The sequence below is a fragment of the Psychroserpens mesophilus genome, from assembly GCF_000826645.1.
Classification (GTDB): Bacteria; Bacteroidota; Bacteroidia; order Flavobacteriales; family Flavobacteriaceae; genus Psychroserpens; species Psychroserpens mesophilus.
Window position 1 is genome coordinate 77,902 of sequence record NZ_JXJP01000014.1, and the last position, 18,093, is coordinate 95,994.

Genomic DNA, 18,093 nt, shown 5'->3' on the forward strand with positions numbered 1-18,093 from the left:
TATATTCACGCAACCAATAGTAGTATTTGACATCTAGTTGTAAACCCGTTTATGTTAAAAAAATGTCTTATCATTCTTTTTTTATGTGCTTCCTATATTCAAACTGAAGCTCAAACTACAGATTTAGCAGTATTGGTTGAAGCTCAAAACAGTAGTAATGTAGATGTGTCTCAGGTTCATATTTATCAAGAATTTCAATACATTATCAAGATTCTCAATTCGGGTAATTTAGTAAACAATGCTACGTTTACTCAAGAGATTAATTCGAATATATCTGTTGTTTCATTTGCATATCAAAATGCTTCAGGAGGTGCAGGAATTGTAACAGATTTCGTTTTAGACCCAACAACAAATAACCTATCTGGAACGATCACATCGCTACCTACAAATTCCAGCATTGAAGTAAAGGTTACAGTCATTGCTCCAACGTTCGTTGGTGGAGTTGCTACTAATGTTACTGTGTTTCCACCAGAAAACACAACAGATATTGATAGTTCGAACAACCAATCTATTATCTCATTAGATGTCACGGACCTTGACATTGACTTCACAGTAGTCCTCAACCAGATAACACCAAATGAAGGCACACCAATAAGTGCTTGGGGAGATAATGTGACGTATCAATTTACCATTCAAAATCACAGTAGTATTGCATTTCCCATAGATGCTTTTGCGTTTAATATGAGTAGTAATCCAATAGTAAACGGAGAGGCAGATGCTCAAATTCAATCTTTAGAATGTATTGCAACAACAAACGGAGTTGAATGCCCAGAAGATCTTCCGTTTTCAACTGGCATTCAAAATGTAGATGCTGGAGTAGAGATTTTTTCATTTAATGATGGCATCGTATTTCCAGTAAATGGAACGATTACGTTTGAAATTGTAGTCAAATTTCTTGAAGGTCCTTGTGCTGAAACACCAGATGTTATTAATATTGAAAGTATTGTTGGTATTGTACTAAGTCACGATAATGTATCATCTAATGAATCCAATACTGTTAATACACTTTTATTAACTCCTGAAGCCTGCCTGTTGACCGATTTAGCGATTGAAACCGAAGTGATTCAGCCCACAAGTGGAGGCATAAGTGACTGGAGTGACCTTGTTATATTAGAAACCGTAGTGAGTAATTTAGGCTCTTTTGATGTCCCTATTCGCTTCTTTCTTCAAAACCTGACTTCTGCTGCAGGTACATGGAATTTAATAAGTGTGACCTGTACAGGAACTACTGGCACATTAGATTGTAATGATGTGATGTTTAATTTAAATGGTGAATCATGGAACACGTTCAATTTTGATATTCCTGCTGGAGCAACAATTACAGTTGAAACAGTTTTAAATTATGAGGAACCTCAATGTAGTTCTAACCCTTCATTATATACGTCTCAAATTAGGAGTGCTATCAATATCATTCCACAAGATGTCATTGATATTGATTACAGTAATAATTTTGATGATGATTTTGTTGTGCTTTTCCCTGCGGAAGAATGTCCGTTTTCAGATTTAACTGTCACCAAAACTCAGATTGATCCACAATTACCACTAGGTGGCTCAGACCAAAATCCGATGCCATGGGGAAATGTCACTTATGAAATCACAGCCAGTAACATTGGTGATGAAGATACGTTTATGACCTTAATTGATTTGTATGCTAGTTCTGGCTTTGGTGCCACAGGAATTTTAAGGAGTGTAGAATGTATTTCGTCAACAGGAGGTGCTTCTTGTGGTTCTATAGAAATTCAAAATATTGATGTAGAAATAGATCAAAACTCTACTGATCCGGTTTTTTGGGAAATCACCCAAAATGAAAATTGGTTTATGCCAGCTGGATCTTCAGTGACCTTCAGAACCGTTCATACCTGGCTTCCAGATTGTAGTGATGAACCCATTCCAGTCATTAATAATGTAAATGTATTCGCTTATGGAGGAACACCTGATGGCGTTAATACAAATAATGGCTTTTCTGCAACCACGTATTTCACACCTTGTGTAGATTTAATTATTCAAACATTCCCATCAATATCAACGGTTCCTGTAAATTCTACATTTAACTGGATTGTTGACGTCACGAATAGCAATACCAGCTCAACAGCTATTGATGCTGCGTTTTCAAACACTTTAAATCCCGCTTTTACAATTGTTGGATCACCAACATGTCAAATACAAAATGGTACTGCTAGTTGTATTACCAATTTTAATGTTAGTGGTTCTAACATCACAGGAACGATTCCCTTATTGGAAGCAGGCGCAACTATACGGGTTGTGATTCCAGTTCTGGCACCTAATTATGGTGGTGTTTTTAATAATATTGCAAGCGTATTTCCTAGTGAAATTAATAATGAAGAATTAACACCTGAAACTAATATTTCGATCAGTAGTGCTCAAGTCGTATCGCCAACCTTAATCAAAAGTTATAATCCTGAAATTATTATCGCTGGAGATGTAAGTACATTAACATTCACCATTAATAATGTGGCTACAAATCCTACTCAAAATGGGATTAGCTTTACTGATAATTTAGCGCCAGAACTCAATTTAGTTAGTACTCCCACTTGGGTAGATGCTAATGGATGTACGGCTAATTTTATTGGAAATCCGGGTGATGATTTCGTTGGTGTCACTGACTTAACGTTTCCTCAAGGTGTAAGCAGTTGTACCTTTTCGGTTGAGGTAACTTCTGATAATATTGGAGTATACTTGAATGATGACTTAAATTTTAGCAACCAGAGTAATATAGATACTACACAAACTGAAGCGACACTTACTGTTATTGAAGACACCTCTAATGTAGATATTGAAGTACTAAAAACTGTATCTGAAACCTCAGTGTTTTTAAATGATGAAATAGATTTTACGATTACTACCTCTAATATTGGAACAACAACAGCAACACAAATTGAAATTTATGAAAGTTTGCCTATTGGGTATCAGTACATTTCTCATACTACAACTCAAGGCACTTATGATACCACATCATCTCTATGGACTTTAAGCTTCTTAAATCCAAATCAATCTGAAAGCCTGACGATAACTGTTCGTGTAATTTCTCCGGAAAACTTATTGAATACAGCTTCTTTACATCAGGTAAATGAAGTGGATAGAGATGACACTAATAATGATGCTTCAGCTGAAACCTCCGTAGACAATTGTTTAAATATTCCTCAGGGAATTTCACCAAATAATGATGGTTTGAATGATGTTTTTGAAATTCCTTGTTTAGAACTTTATCCTGAAAATTCTATTAAAATTTATAATCGCTACGGAACACTTATTTTTCAAATGAAAGCGTATAAAAATAATTGGGATGGCAGAGCAAATAGAGGGTTTCCAGAAAGTTCAAGCTTACTACCTGTAGGCACTTATTTCTACATCTTAGAAATTTCTGAAGCAACAGAGCCTATTTTAGGTTGGGTGTACTTAAACTACTAAACTGCGTTATGAAAATTTGCTTTCAATAATTTCCATAAAACGATGTTCTACCTCCTCTTTTCCAGACCAGTTGTTATAATCTGGTTTAACGATATCGTTAATAAATCGGTTAGCATCCTCAAAAGACTGAGTGGTATTTAACTGAGAAATAACTCGATCATAATCTTCTGTTTTACCTCCAAACAATTGTTTTATAAAGGCAAGTTTATCATTGAGTCCGATATTTAGAGCTCCTTTTTTTAGTTTATCGTTTAAAGATTTTTTGGCATTGGCTTCTGTAACAGGCTCAAATTCTGGTATGTGCTCAAATCCTGCCGTGATATCTTCTAAATGAGTTACTGGATTTTCCTTTTTAGAAATCGAAGTCTCAAACATCTCATCTACTCGCTGAGATTCTTGTGGCATCTGAGCAACCATATCTTTTATTTTTTCCATGACTGGCTCATAAATATGATCGTCTTCTTTCTCGTCAAGATTGATATAAATTCTGTCTTCAATTTCGATATTATCACTTACTTTGTTATTAAATGCCGTGTCCAACATTTCAAAGAAAGATGAGTCGCTTCCTATGGTTGGTAGATCTCCATCAAAATTTTCATGAGCAAATTTAAGTACGCTCAACTTTTCATAAAGAGCAGAAACTTCGGTATGCATTTTTAAAACATCTTCCTTCCCTTTTAGTTTTAAAATTCTGTGTGCAATGCTTACTAATTCAGATTCTAACTTCTTCTTCATAACTTTTTAAATTTAAAACGAATTTATGCGGTCGATTTTTAATAAATTTACGCCACCTTTATTCAAAACGGCTATACGGTTTGTTTAGTGTTAAAATTACAAAATGTTTCTCGAAAATACAGTAAATCATAAAGAACAATTTGGATGGATTGAAGTTATTTGCGGATCAATGTTTTCTGGTAAAACCGAAGAACTGATTCGAAGACTTAAACGTGCCAAGTTTGCAAGGCAGAAGGTTGAAATCTTCAAGCCTGCAATTGATGTGCGCTATGATGAAGAGATGGTTGTGTCTCACGATTCTAATGAAATTCGTTCTACACCAGTTCCTGCGGCAGCTAACATTCCTATTTTGGCTGATGGTTGTGATGTAGTTGGTATTGACGAAGCGCAGTTCTTTGATGATGAAATTGTTCGTGTCTGTAATGATTTGGCTAATAAGGGCGTTCGTGTCATAGTTGCTGGTCTTGATATGGATTTTAAAGGAAACCCATTCGGACCAATGCCTAATTTAATGGCAACTGCAGAATATGTGACTAAAGTTCATGCTATTTGTACACGAACGGGAAATTTAGCACAATACAGTTATCGTAAATCTTCAAGTGATAGCCTTGTCCTACTTGGTGAAGTTGATGAATACGAACCTTTAAGTCGAGCAGCATATTACAAGGCAATGCTTCGTGACAAGGTTCGACATATGAAAGTTAATGATGCAGAAGAGGTGACGACTAAAAAAAATGACTCTAATGCCTAAAGCGCAAGAAACTGTACTTGAAATCGATTTAAATGCACTCAAACACAACTTCGAGTATATTAAATCTAAACTCCAAAAAGATACTAAAATATTAGCTGTCGTAAAAGCGTTTGCCTACGGAAGTCATGCAGAGATTATTGCTGATTACCTTCAAAATTTAGACGTTGATTACTTTGCTGTAGCTTATGTTTCTGAAGGTGTTGCCCTAAGGAATGCCGGAATTATTAAGCCTATTTTAGTGTTACATCCTCAAGCTGTAAATTTTAAAACTCTTATTGAAAGGTGCCTTGAACCTAGCCTCTACAGCTCAAAGGTATTACATGAATTTATTGCTGTAGCTTCAGAAGAACAGCAGAACGATTATCCTATTCACATTAAATTTAATACAGGATTAAATCGTTTGGGGTTTTCTGATAATGACGTAGATCATATCATTTCGACATTAAAATCTTCTAAGGCGGTTAAGGCCAAGTCTATATTTTCACATTTGGCAGCAAGTGAGGATTTATCTGAAAAGGAATTCACAATCCAACAAATTCAGAAATTTAAATCCATTGCAGAAAATTTTTCAGAAAAGATAGGCTACCAACCTATGTTTCATATTTGCAACACCTCGGGAATTTTAAATTATCCTGAAGCTCATTTAGATATGGTAAGAACTGGTATTGGTTTATATGGCTTTGGTAATTCTGAAGAAGAAAACAAACATTTCAAACCTATTGCGACATTAAAATCTGTGATATCTCAAATTCACCATATTAAAAAAGGAGAAACTGTTGGCTACAACAGAGCCTTTAAGAGTCAAACTATGGTTAAATCAGCAACAATTCCTATTGGTCATGCTGATGGCATTAATAGACAATATGGTAATGGCAAGGGGTATGTCATGATTAATGGCAAACCTGCTTATATTATTGGTAATGTGTGTATGGATATGATAATGGTAGATGTTTCAGATATGGATTGTAAAGAAGGTGATGAAATCATTATTTTTGGTCCTCATCCTCATTCAGCATCCGAATTTTCTAAAACTGCTCAAACCATTTCTTACGAGATTATAACTGCTATTTCAACGAGAGTTAAGCGTGTCTTTTTAACATAGTTGATTATTCTAACAATCATTTGTGACTTTTTAACTAAATTAGTGTCATATTAACGTATTAACTAACTAATAACACATTAAAATTATGTTTAAAGAATTTAAGAATTTTATAATGACAGGTAATGTCATTGATTTAGCAGTTGCTGTTATTCTTGCAGGAGCTGTAGGAATGGTTGTAAATGGTTTTGTTTCAGACATTATGATGCCAATTGTTGGTAATTTTGCAGGTGGCGTTGATTTTGCCGATTTAAAGTATGTACTTTCTCCTGCTACTGTTGGAGCTGACGGTGAAATCACTAAACCAGAAAATGCTGTCATGTACGGTAAATGGGTGAATTCAATTATCAATTTGATTATTGTTGGATTTGTATTGTTTATGATTGTTAAAGCATATAACAAAACTAAAACTCCTCCAGCACCAGCGGCACCTGCAGGTCCATCTGACAATGATTTACTCCAAGAAATTAGAGATTTACTGAAAAAATAAAATAGCTAACCGCTACATTACCTATTTTTTTAATCTTAACCACCTCCAAAAAGAGGTGGTTTTTTTATGACTTTTTTTAAATAGAAAAATGAATTAATCGCTACTTTTGTTTATCAAATTTATTTAAAATGAAAGTAGCTGTAGTTGGAGCCACTGGTTTAGTTGGCGAAGTCATGCTTAAAGTTCTTGAAGAACGTAGTTTTCCCGTTTCGGAATTAATACCTGTAGCATCAGAGCGATCTGTTGGTAAATTAATTTCTTATAAAAGTAAGGATTACAAAGTTGTTGGTCTACAAGATGCCATTAAGATGAAACCAAACATAGCCTTATTCTCAGCTGGAGGAGACACATCGTTAAAATGGGCTCCAAAATTTGCTGAGGCAGGAATTACCGTAATTGATAACTCTTCCGCATGGCGAATGGACCATTCAAAACAATTGGTAGTTCCTGAAATTAATGCTGACAAACTAACCGCTAACGATAAAATAATTGCCAATCCTAACTGTTCAACCATACAAATGGTAGTGGCTTTAGCACCTCTTCATAAAAAATATAAAATCAAACGTATTGTCGTCTCCACCTATCAATCTATCACAGGAACAGGTGTGAAAGCTGTTAGACAATTAGAAAATGAAGTTGCAGGAATAAAAGGAGAAATGGCCTATCATTATCCTATTTATCAAAATGCTATTCCGCATTGCGATGTCTTTGAAGAAAATGGCTACACCAAAGAGGAGATGAAGCTAGTTCGTGAAACTCAAAAAATATTAGATGATCGCACCATTGCTATTACAGCTACAGCTGTAAGAATACCAACGGCTGGTGGACATAGTGAAGCTGTAAATGTAGAATTTGAAAGTGACTTTGATATTTCAGACGTAAGAAAAATACTCAATGAATCTGAAGGCGTTGTTGTTCAAGATAATATTGATGTAAATACATACCCAATGCCAATTTATGCCAATGGGAAAGATGATGTTTTTGTTGGAAGAATCCGTAGAGATGGATCTCAACCAAACACACTAAACATGTGGATTGTTAGTGATAATCTACGTAAAGGAGCTGCCACAAATACCATTCAAATTGCTGAATACTTACTAAAAAATAATCTGATTTAGTTAAGTTCTTTTTTAGAGTCTTAGGGTTTTTAGGGTTTAAGTTGTTATATAAAGGAAAGTCATTTCTTAGTTATGCTCTTAGATTTCTTTTGTAAATTACCGTAAACCCTGTAATTAGACGCTCTTGTTGTCTGATAAAAAGGGTATTACATCTAATTAATTGTTTGAATAATTATTATGTAATTATATTTACTGTCCAAATTTTACTATAAATGTTTAAAAATTACTTTAAAACGGTCTTCTTATTTGTGTTGGTGGTCTCAATACAATCCTGCGCTGAGGATGACAAAAGTGACGCTTACATTCCCGTTGTTATAGAAACCTCTTCCGATTTTGTAGAGGTTATTCAGAATAATTCTGTTCAAATAGACGTTCTTGCAAATGATATGAATGTACCAGCTGCCGGAAGCTTAGTAACGAGCAATTCTGCTAATGGAAGTATTGAGGTGCTAGATTTAAATGACACACCAGGCAATCCATCAGATGATGTTATCTTATACACACCAAATGCTGATTTTATTGGAACCGATATTTTTACGTACACCATATGCAACAACCTACAGCCTGTTAGTTGTTCAACAGAAGATGTGAGTGTTACCGTAACTCCAGAAGCTCAAGTTGTATATAATCCTGATGAAATGCCCTATCAGACACTTTCTGAATATAATTTTTTCGAAGGTGACTTAAAAAATTTAGATCCTATACCAAGTGTTTTACCTTATGATTTAAATTCTCCTCTGTTTAGTGACTACGCGCATAAAAAACGTTTTGTTTGGATGCCTGATGGAACTACTGCGAGTTATGACAGCGATCATACGCCTTTAGATTTTCCGGTTGGAGGCATGCTCATCAAAAACTTTTTTTATGATAACGTTCAACCAGAAAACACAACTAAAATCATTGAAACACGCTTAATGTTTATGACTGAGGATGGCTGGGATTTTGCTAAATACGTCTGGAATGACGAGCAAACCGAAGCGACTTTCACAAATAACGGAAGCTTTATCGATGTTGATTGGATTGATGATGATGGAACTGCAAAATCGGTTAATTACAGAATTCCTTCAAGAAATGAGTGCTTCTCGTGTCATAATAAATTTGGAACACCATTACCTATTGGTCCTAAACCTCAAAACTTAAATAAAGATTACAATTACACAGATGGTGCTTTTAATCAATTAAGTAAGTGGATTGAATTTGGATACTTAGAAAATAATATTCCTGCATCAATAGTTTCAACTGTAGATTGGGAAAATGATTCTTTATCTCTAGAACTTAGAGTTAGATCTTATTTGGATATCAATTGTGCACATTGTCATTCTGAAGAAAGTTATTGCGAATATCGTCCTATGCGATTAGCCTTTAATGAAAATGACGATGATGTCAACAAAGGTGTTTGTGTAACACCAGATACTCAAATATCTCCGTTAACTCATATTGTTGCTAGCGGACGAATTGATAAATCTGTTTTACACTTCAGAATTAGTTCTGTGGAAGAACAATACAGAATGCCACTTCTTGGACGAACACTGCAACACGCTGAAGGTGTCAGACTTATTGAAGAATGGATTAACTCCTTAGATGGAGAATGTGAATAATAAACTTAACATTAGAAATAAATAATTATGAAAACAAAATTACTTTTTATATCGATGGCGCTTATGGCATTTAGTTTTCAAGCTTTTGCTCAGCCAGTAAACGATGTCTTTTCAGGTGCAATCCCAATTACTCCTGCAGCTGATGGTGCTTGTAATTCTCCTTTTTACCTTTCCTTTTCAACTGATGGCACAACAGATAGTGGCGTACAGGGCTCGTGTAGAGCTTCTGGTTTAGATCAGTTTTTTACATGGACGGCAACAACAACAGGTTTAAATTTCGCTTCTCAAAACCCAGGTAATCCAGGTATCGTTGTTTTTGACGCTACAGGCACTATAGAAATTGCATGTACCGATACATTTGCAACAGAAACTATTGATGGATGGAATATTGGTGATGACCTTGTTATTCAAATTTATGATTTTGAAGGTACTGGTCTTTCAGATGTAGCTTTTTGTTTAGAGGCTACGAATAATACTCCTATACCTACACCTGTAACATTTACATCAAGTGCATCAGGATCTTCAGGGTCTTATAGAATTGCCTGTGTAGATATGAACGGCGACTTCTTAGATGATTTGGTTTCAATTTCAGCTACTAATGTAAATATTAGAGAACAAAATTCAGGTGGTGGATTTACCACAAAAGATATTACAACTTCAAACGCTAATTATCTTCCAACATGGAGTTTAGCAGCTGCTGATTATAATAGAGATGGCTACACAGATTTACTTTATGGTGCTGGAAATGGTGTTACTTTTATGAAAAGTGATGGTACTGGAAATGGCTTTACCGAAGTTTCTGGTCCACAAGATGTGTTTTCTCAACGATCTAATTTTGTTGATATTAATCAAGATGGACATTTAGATGCATTTGTTTGCCATGATGTTGCTCCTAATGTTTATTATATAAATGACGGAAGCGGAAACCTTACATTTAATCAAGGTGGTTTAGGAGACTATAGTTCTGGTGGTAATTATGGGTCTATTTGGATTGATTACGATAATGATAGAGATTTAGATTTATTCATCGCTAAATGTGGAGGTGAAACTGCAAGAAGAGTCAATCAAATGCACACCAACGATGGTACTGGAAACTATACAGAGAATGCTTTAGCTATAGGTTTAGCAGATCCAATGCAAACATGGTCTTCGGCATGGGGAGATTTCGACAATGATGGCGATATGGACGTTTTTGTAGGTGCAAGTTCTGGTAGCCACAAACTTATGAGAAATGATGGTGGTACATTTACAGATATATCTAACGGTTCTGGTGTAGATTTACTATCATTAACCTCTACAGAAACTGTAACTTTTGATTTTGATAATGACGGTAACCTTGATTTAGTTTCAGGAGGTAATATCTTATTTGGTGACGGAAGCATGAATTTCACAGTACATACTGGCGTTTTTCCTGGAGCAGGAGCATATGGTGACATAAACAATGATGGTTATATTGATGCTTTCAATTCTAGCAGTATTTACACCAATAATAAAGAAACAAATAACAATTGGATTAAAATCCATACTGTGGGAACTACAAGTAATATCAACGGAATTGGTGCTCGTGTTGAAATTTATACTGATTCCGGTATCCAAATTAGAGATGTAAAGAGTGGTGATGGTTTTAGATATATGAATTCATTAAATGTTCATTTTGGTATTGGTACTGATACAAGTGTATCTCATATAATAATTTACTGGCCAAATTCAGATTGTGAAACCTTTATAAACCCACCTATTAATCAGGCATTCACCGCTGTTGAAGGTGCTGGAGCGTCTTGTGACACTTTAGGTATTAATGATGAAACGACAGGATTAGATTTAAGTTTATCACCTAATCCGACTAAAGATATTTTGAATATATCTACAGCTACTCCTTTACATAAAGATACGATTTACACCATCTTTGATATAAATGGAAGACAGATTGTAAGTAGTAAATTGAAAAATCAATCAATAGATGTTTCTGCATTAAGCACAGGTCATTACATCCTTAGAATCATTTCTGGCGAGGACGTTAAAACTCAAAAGTTTATTAAGCAATAAGCATAAAAAAACCTTCAAATATAATTTGAAGGTTTTTTTATTACTTTTAAACACTTTTTACCTATAACATTTAAATTATTATGAAAAAAATTACATTATTAGCACTTCTTGTAATGTCTTATAGCTCTATGGCTCAGGTATTAAATGAATCTGCTAACTGGCCAAATGCCAATTGGACCATCACTGGTACTTACGATGCAAATCCGGTCATTTTTACTGACAATCCTACCGTTAGTTCCAATTTTTCGTACGATGATGATGAGGCTGGATCAGCTTCAGTAAACAACGTAGCTGCCGAATCTAATACAATCAATTTAACTGCAGCACATTCAGCTGGAGAAACTTTAATTAAAGTTTCCAGCACTTACGTTTTAAACATTTACCAAGATGAAGAATTGAGAATACAGTATTGGGATAATGATGCTGGAAACTGGCAAGATTTTGGACCTGTATTAGCACAAACAAACAATGCACCTAATGTAAATTTTTGTACTGGTACTCCTCAACAAATAATTCAAACATTAAATATTACTTCGTTTACACCGTCGCAATTGGCTAATTTTAAGTATCGTATTTTTTATGATGATAACGGATCTTATGGTTGGGGATTTTGTTTTAATTCACCTACACTAAGCTCTGAAATTCCTCCTGCTTGTCCAAACATCACAGACTTATCAGTGACATACGTTACTCTAGATGGCGCCAATGTTTTCTGGGAAGTTGGCGATGTCGAAACGTCTTGGGAAATTGCGGTTCAAACTCCTGGATCTGGAATTCCTTCTGGGTCTGGAACATCGACAAGCTCAAACAATCCTCATGTTTTGAGTGGATTAAATGCAAATACATCATATGAAATTTATGTAAGAGGATTTTGTGGTGGAACTGATTTTAGTAATTGGGTTGGACCTGTAAACTTTACAACCTTAATTCCTGCAAGAGTTAATTTTACTCGCCAAACAATGAATATTGGCAATTACGATTTAACCGTTGTAGATATGAATGGCGATTATCTTGATGATATTGTCTCAGTGTCAACTAATAATGTTAACATACATTACCAATTGAATTCTGGAGGTTTCAATGAAGTAAATATTACTACATCTAATGCAGATTATTTACCTAGTTGGAGTATGGCAGCTGCAGATTTTGATAAAAATGGATATACTGATCTATTATACGGAAGTGGAAATGGCGTAACTTTTATGAAAGCTAACAATACAGGGACTGGTTTTACGGAAATTTCTGGCTCTGATTATGTATTTTCACAACGCTCAAATTTCGCAGATATCAACAAAGATGGTCACTTAGATGCTTTTGTATGTCATGACGTAGAACCAAATGTTTACTACATTAATGATGGATCTGGTAATTTCACTTTTTATCAGTCAGGTATCACTCCTGGTGCTCCTTTTAATTTAGGAGATTACCCTTCTGGTGGTGATTATGGCTCTATTTGGATTGACTACGATAATGATCGAGATTTAGATATGTTTATTGCCAAATGTGGTGGTGAAGTAGCAAGAAGAACCAACGTAATGCTTACATACGATAGTAATACAGGTACATATACCGAAAATGCGGCAAGTTTAGGTCTTAATGATCCTATGCAAACTTGGTCTTCTACTTGGGGAGATTATGATAACGATGGCGATATGGATGTTTTTGTAGGAGCAAGCTCTGGCTCACATAAACTTATGCGAAATAATGGTGATGGTTCGTTTACAGATGTCACTTCTGGTGCAGGTGTAAGTAGTCCTCCTAACGGTCACGAAAGTGTGAGTTATGATATTGATAATGATGGTTATTTAGATATTTTATGTAATGGAATGATTATGTATGGAAAAGGAGATCTTACTTTCGAAGATGCCGACAGTAATCAAATTGACTATAAAAATGGGTCTTTAGGTGATTTAAATAACGACGGATTCATAGACGCTTACTATAATGGTGAGATATATTGGAACCTTACAACACCTAATAATTGGATTAAAATTAATACTGTTGGTACGACTAGTAATATCAATGGTATCGGAGCGCGTGTTGAAATCTATACAGACAGCGGAGTACAAATTAGAGATGTAAGAAGTGGCGAAGGTTTTGAATATATGAGTTCATTAAACACACATTTTGGTATTGGAACTGATACAAATATCTCTCATATTATTGTGTATTGGCCAAATTCTGATTGTGAAATGTTTTTAAACCCTGCAATTAATCAAGCGTTCACTGCTGTTGAAGGCTCTGGTGATTCTTGTGACACACTTGGGGTTGATGATGAATCCATCACTTCTGATTTCATTTTATCTCCAAACCCAACTAAAAATGTATTAAATATCACTACTGAATTGCAACTCGAAAATGCAATCTATAATATTTACGATATCAGTGGAAGACGTGTGATGACAAATTCAATAAACAACACTAAAACAATTGACGTATCTCAATTAACGGCAGGAAACTACATTATTAGTATTGTTTCAAATAACACGATTAGAAACCAAAAGTTTATTAAGCAATAATTTTCTTAACTATTTTACATAAAAAAGCCACTACATCAAATGTAGTGGCTTTTTTTTATTACTTTTAGAAAATATTTATTTAATATCTAATTAATTATGAAAAAAATTACATTAATAGCATTTCTTGTAATGACTTATTGCTCATTTGCCCAGGTCTTAAATCAGCCTGCTAACTGGCCAAATGACAATTGGACAATTACTGGGTCTTATGATGCTAATCCTCTCTACTTTACTGATAATCCAACTGATGGCTCATCAAGTTTTTCTTACGATGAAGATGAAGCCGGGCCAAATTCAATTAATAATATAGCTATAGAGTCTAACCTTATTGATTTAACTGCAGCACATGCGGCAGGAGAAACATGGATTTCGGTAATTAGTTCTTATGTCTTAAATATTTTTCAAAATGAAGAATTAAGAATTCAATATTGGGATAATGATGCTGGAAATTGGCAAAATTTCGGTTCAGAATTACCTCAAACTAATGGTGCACCAACATCAAATTTTTGTAATGCCGTTGCTGAACCAGTAAATGAAACGTTAAGTATTGCAACATTTACTTCTTCTCAATTATCTAATTTTAAATACAGAATTCTATACGACGATAATGGATCTTATGGTTGGGGGGTGTGTTTTAATTCCCCTACATTACGTTCTGAAACTCCTCCTGCTTGTCCAAATATCAGTGATCTATATGCTGCTTTTATTTCTGAAAATGGAGCATATATTTATTGGGATGCTGGTGATATAGAAACGTCATGGGAAATCGCATTACAGAGTCCAGGAACTGGAATCCCTTCTGGCTCTGGCATATCAACTACTACAAATAATCCTCATGTTTTAAACGGATTGACCGAAAACACTTCATATGAAGTTTATGTGAGAGGCTATTGTGGTGGTACAGATTATAGTAATTGGATAGGTCCTGTTAATTTTACAACGTTAATTCCTTCCCGTGTTAATTTCTCTCTTCAATCAATGGGTATTGGAGGTTATGACTTAACTGTTGTTGATATGGATGGTGACCACTTGGATGATATTGTTTCAGTATCTTCTAGTAACGTAAACATACATTATCAATTGAGTACAGGTGGTTTTAATGAAGTCAATATCGCAACACCAAACGCAGATTTTTTACCAGGATGGAGTATGGCAGCTGCAGATTTTAACAAAGATGGTTTTACAGATCTACTATATGGGTCTGGTAGTGGTGTCACTTTTATGAAAAGTGATGGCACTGGAACTGGTTTTACAGAAATCTCAGGTCCTGAATATGTATTCTCACAACGTTCAAACTTCGTTGATATTAATCAGGATGGTCATTTAGATGCGTTTGTTTGTCATGATGTTGCTCCAAACGTATATTATATAAATGATGGTAGTGGCAACCTTACATTTTACCAAGGTGGCTTAGGTGATTATTCTTCAGGTGGTAATTACGGATCAATATGGATTGACTATGATAATGATAGAGATATGGACATGTTTATTGCCAAATGTGGTGGTGAAACTGCTAGACGAACCAATCAAATGTTAACCAATAATGGCAATGGTACTTTTACAGAAAACGCTCTTGATTTAGGTCTTGCTGATCCAATGCAAACATGGTCATCTTCTTGGGCCGATTATGATAACGATGGAGATATGGATGTTTTTGTAGGTGCAAGTTCTGGTGCACATAAACTTATGAGAAATAATGGCGATGGTACTTTTACAGATGTTACTTCTGGTGCTGGCGTAAGTGGTGCTCCAAATGGTCATGAAAACGTAAGTTATGATATAGATAACGATGGTTATTTAGATATTTTGTGCAATGGTATGATTATGTATGGTGTTGGCGATCTTACTTTTGAAGATGCCGATGACACTCAAATCAGTTATGCTAATGGAGCATTTGGTGATTTGAATAATGACGGTTTTATTGATGCGTTCTCAAATGGTAATATTTACTGGAATCTTACAACTAACAATAATTGGATTAAAATAAACACCGTAGGTACAGCAAGTAATATTGATGGTATTGGAGCTCGTGTAGAAATCTATACAGACAGTGGTGTTCAAATTAGAGATGTTCGTAGTGGAGAAGGTTTTAAGTACATGAGTACGCTTAATACGCATTTTGGTATTGGTACTGATACCGCAGTTAATCATGTGATCGTCTATTGGCCAAATTCACCTTGTGAAGTGTTTTTAAACCCTGGGATTAATCAAGTATTTACTGCTGTTGAAGGCTCTGGCGATTCTTCATGTGATGCACTTGGAATTGATGACGAGATGCTTGCATCTGATTTCATTTTATCACCAAATCCAACTAAAAACGTACTAAATATTTCTACTGGACTCTCTTTAGAAAATGCATTCTACAATATTTATGATATTAGTGGAAGACGTGTTATGGCAAATTCGCTTAACAATGCTAAATCTATTGATGTATCCCAATTGACAGCTGGAAACTATATTATTAGTATTGTCTCTGATAATACCATAAAAAACCAAAAATTTATTAAGCAATAGATCTTTTCAAATTTAAAAACATAAAAAAGCCGCTACTTTAAATGTAGCGGCTGTTTTGTAGTATTTTTGTGCCATGCTTCAAGTTAAAAACCTCACTTTTAGTTATAAAAAAATAAAAATATTAGACCAGATTAACTTCTCAGTAAATCCTGGTGAACACCTTTCTATAATTGGCGAAAGTGGCTCAGGGAAAACAACATTACTAAAATTACTTTATGGTGAATTTGACTTAAATGAAGGAGAGATTTATTGGAAAAACCAACAAATTTTAGGTCCAAAATACAACCTTGTAATTGGCTATGACTTTATGAAACATGTAGCTCAGGAATTTGATTTAATGCCTTACATAAGTGTTGAAGAAAATATAGGCAAATACCTATCAAACTTCTTTCCTGAGGAAAAACAAAAACGAACATTTGAATTACTAGAAGTTGTTGAACTCAATGCGTTAGCTCACGTCAAAGTAAAAACCCTTAGTGGTGGACAAAAACAACGTGTAGCCCTTGCTCGTGCCTTGGCAAAAGAACCTGAAATATTACTTTTGGATGAACCCTTTAGCCATATTGATAATTTTAAAAAACAATCGCTCAGAAGACGTGTTTTTAAATATCTAAAAGATAATAAAATCACTTGTATTGTTGCCACTCATGATAAAACTGATGTTTTAGGGTTTGCAGACAGAATGATTCTTTTAAACAATGCTGAAATTGAAGCATACGACACTCCTGAGCATTTGTTTAAGCATCCTAAATCGCCACTAGTTGCTTCGTTTTTTGGTGAGTTCAATGTTATTAATAACAACATTATCTACGCACATCAATTGAAAGTCGTTGACAAATCCAATATGAAAGTCAAGGTCATTAAAAGCTATTTTAAAGGAACCTACTACTTAATTGAATCAAAATGTGAAGATGACCTCGTATTTTTTGAATCTTCTGAAATACTTCCAGAGGGACACACCGTATTTTTAATAATTAACACATAGCAAAAGCACCAAATTCACCATGATGCGAAATCGATAATGCCTCCATGATTTGTTGCCCATTATAAAATACGTTTGGAACTCCAATTGCGGATTTCTTTATTTCAATCGCACTTAGTTCTTTTCCTTTGTTCAGAGAGATCTGATTTACGATTTTACCCCTTAGCATTTGGCTTTGATCGGTTTCAGGCAGTTTAAAAAAATGAATTTCAGGACATTTAAAACCTGTTTTCATTGCTATGCTGTGTATATATTTTGAGGTAATTATGGATTTTGAATGATATCTTTTTTCATCAATACAAACAACTCCTTCGTTGTTTAAACCTAATTGGCATTGCATTCGTTTCGGATTCAAAAAAGGGAGTTTTGTTTCTCTAATATGCGCTTTATAGGCAGCCTCTTTCATGGTCCAAAGCAACCAAACCATTTGGTTCTGATTTTCCGAAGAATGAATAATACATTGTTCTTTTTGTGTGAATACTTTATCTAGAAACCGAAATCGTTTCCAATTAGAATCTTTTGCGGCTTGTTGTAAATCAACAATGTCGTTCCCAATCATTTTTCAGCTAATTTCTCATTAACAATATCCATAGCTGCTTTTACAGAAGTCATTTTTTCCATATCATCATTTTCAATTCTAATATCAAATTCATCCTCAACATCTAGAATAACATCTACTAAATTAGCTGAATTAATCTTTAAGTCGTTTATAAAATCTGTGTCTTCAGATAAGTTTTCAAAGGCTTGTTCATCTTGAATATAAGGTTGAACAATAGTTTTTAGTTTGGCAATAAGTTCCTCTTTGGTCATAG

13 protein-coding genes are annotated in these 18,093 nt (G+C 34.6%); 10 read left to right on the forward strand and 3 right to left on the reverse strand.

The features are described 5' to 3' along the window. Positions 1 to 51 precede the first annotated feature (51 nt). Positions 52 to 3,429 (forward strand): DUF7933 domain-containing protein, encoded by a 3,378-nt coding sequence (locus tag TD18_RS16740; RefSeq protein WP_052461150.1) that lies wholly within the window; start codon positions 52 to 54, stop codon positions 3,427 to 3,429. Between the two features lie 6 nt (positions 3,430 to 3,435). Here TD18_RS16740 and TD18_RS11530 read toward each other — a convergent pair whose 3' ends face one another. After that, a complete protein-coding gene (locus tag TD18_RS11530; RefSeq protein ID WP_040252693.1) occupies positions 3,436 to 4,164 on the reverse strand; it encodes a hypothetical protein in 729 nt (242 codons plus the stop codon). A 103-nt stretch (positions 4,165 to 4,267) separates the two neighbouring features. On the opposite strand from TD18_RS11530, the gene TD18_RS11535 reads away from it, so the two are divergent. The 9 genes from TD18_RS11535 (at position 4,268) to TD18_RS11575 (ending at position 17,284) form a co-directional block, all read left to right on the forward strand. Continuing rightward, complete coding sequence (locus TD18_RS11535; protein ID WP_040252694.1) at positions 4,268 to 4,915, forward strand: thymidine kinase; 648 nt, start codon at positions 4,268 to 4,270, stop codon at positions 4,913 to 4,915. Then, complete coding sequence (gene alr / locus TD18_RS11540; RefSeq protein ID WP_040253018.1) at positions 4,908 to 6,017, forward strand: alanine racemase; 1,110 nt, start codon at positions 4,908 to 4,910, stop codon at positions 6,015 to 6,017. Before TD18_RS11535 ends, alr begins: the two co-directional genes overlap by 8 nt. An 85-nt stretch (positions 6,018 to 6,102) precedes the next feature. Further along, entirely contained in the window at positions 6,103 to 6,504 is a 402-nt protein-coding gene (gene mscL / locus TD18_RS11545) for a large conductance mechanosensitive channel protein MscL (protein WP_040252698.1), read from the forward strand. A gap of 128 nt (positions 6,505 to 6,632) precedes the next feature. Next, positions 6,633 to 7,622 carry an aspartate-semialdehyde dehydrogenase gene (locus tag TD18_RS11550; protein ID WP_040252700.1) on the forward strand — a complete coding sequence of 330 codons (990 nt, stop codon included), beginning with the start codon at positions 6,633 to 6,635 and terminating at the stop codon, positions 7,620 to 7,622. A 212-nt stretch (positions 7,623 to 7,834) separates the two neighbouring features. Beyond that, positions 7,835 to 9,220: an Ig-like domain-containing protein gene (locus TD18_RS11555; RefSeq protein ID WP_040252701.1), complete on the forward strand. Its 1,386-nt coding sequence runs from the start codon at positions 7,835 to 7,837 to the stop codon at positions 9,218 to 9,220. Between the two features lie 27 nt (positions 9,221 to 9,247). Continuing rightward, positions 9,248 to 11,266 (forward strand): FG-GAP-like repeat-containing protein, encoded by a 2,019-nt coding sequence (locus tag TD18_RS11560; protein WP_084205909.1) that lies wholly within the window; start codon positions 9,248 to 9,250, stop codon positions 11,264 to 11,266. Between the two features lie 80 nt (positions 11,267 to 11,346). Beyond that, entirely contained in the window at positions 11,347 to 13,785 is a 2,439-nt protein-coding gene (locus TD18_RS11565) for an FG-GAP-like repeat-containing protein (RefSeq protein WP_040252702.1), read from the forward strand. 96 nt (positions 13,786 to 13,881) lie between these two features. Further along, complete coding sequence (locus tag TD18_RS11570) at positions 13,882 to 16,299, forward strand: FG-GAP-like repeat-containing protein (protein ID WP_040252704.1); 2,418 nt, start codon at positions 13,882 to 13,884, stop codon at positions 16,297 to 16,299. 73 nt (positions 16,300 to 16,372) lie between these two features. After that, complete coding sequence (locus TD18_RS11575; protein ID WP_040252706.1) at positions 16,373 to 17,284, forward strand: ABC transporter ATP-binding protein; 912 nt, start codon at positions 16,373 to 16,375, stop codon at positions 17,282 to 17,284. Here TD18_RS11575 and TD18_RS11580 read toward each other — a convergent pair. Both TD18_RS11580 and TD18_RS11585 read right to left on the reverse strand, forming a co-directional pair. Next, on the reverse strand, positions 17,274 to 17,840 hold the full coding sequence (locus tag TD18_RS11580; protein WP_040252708.1) for a 4'-phosphopantetheinyl transferase family protein: 567 nt from the start codon (positions 17,838 to 17,840) through the stop codon (positions 17,274 to 17,276). The two genes, TD18_RS11575 and TD18_RS11580, sit on opposite strands and share 11 nt — an antisense overlap. Continuing rightward, positions 17,837 to 18,091, reverse strand: a complete 255-nt coding sequence (locus TD18_RS11585) for an acyl carrier protein (RefSeq protein WP_040252710.1) — start codon at positions 18,089 to 18,091, stop codon at positions 17,837 to 17,839. Before TD18_RS11585 ends, TD18_RS11580 begins: the two co-directional genes overlap by 4 nt. Positions 18,092 to 18,093: the final 2 nt, after the last annotated feature.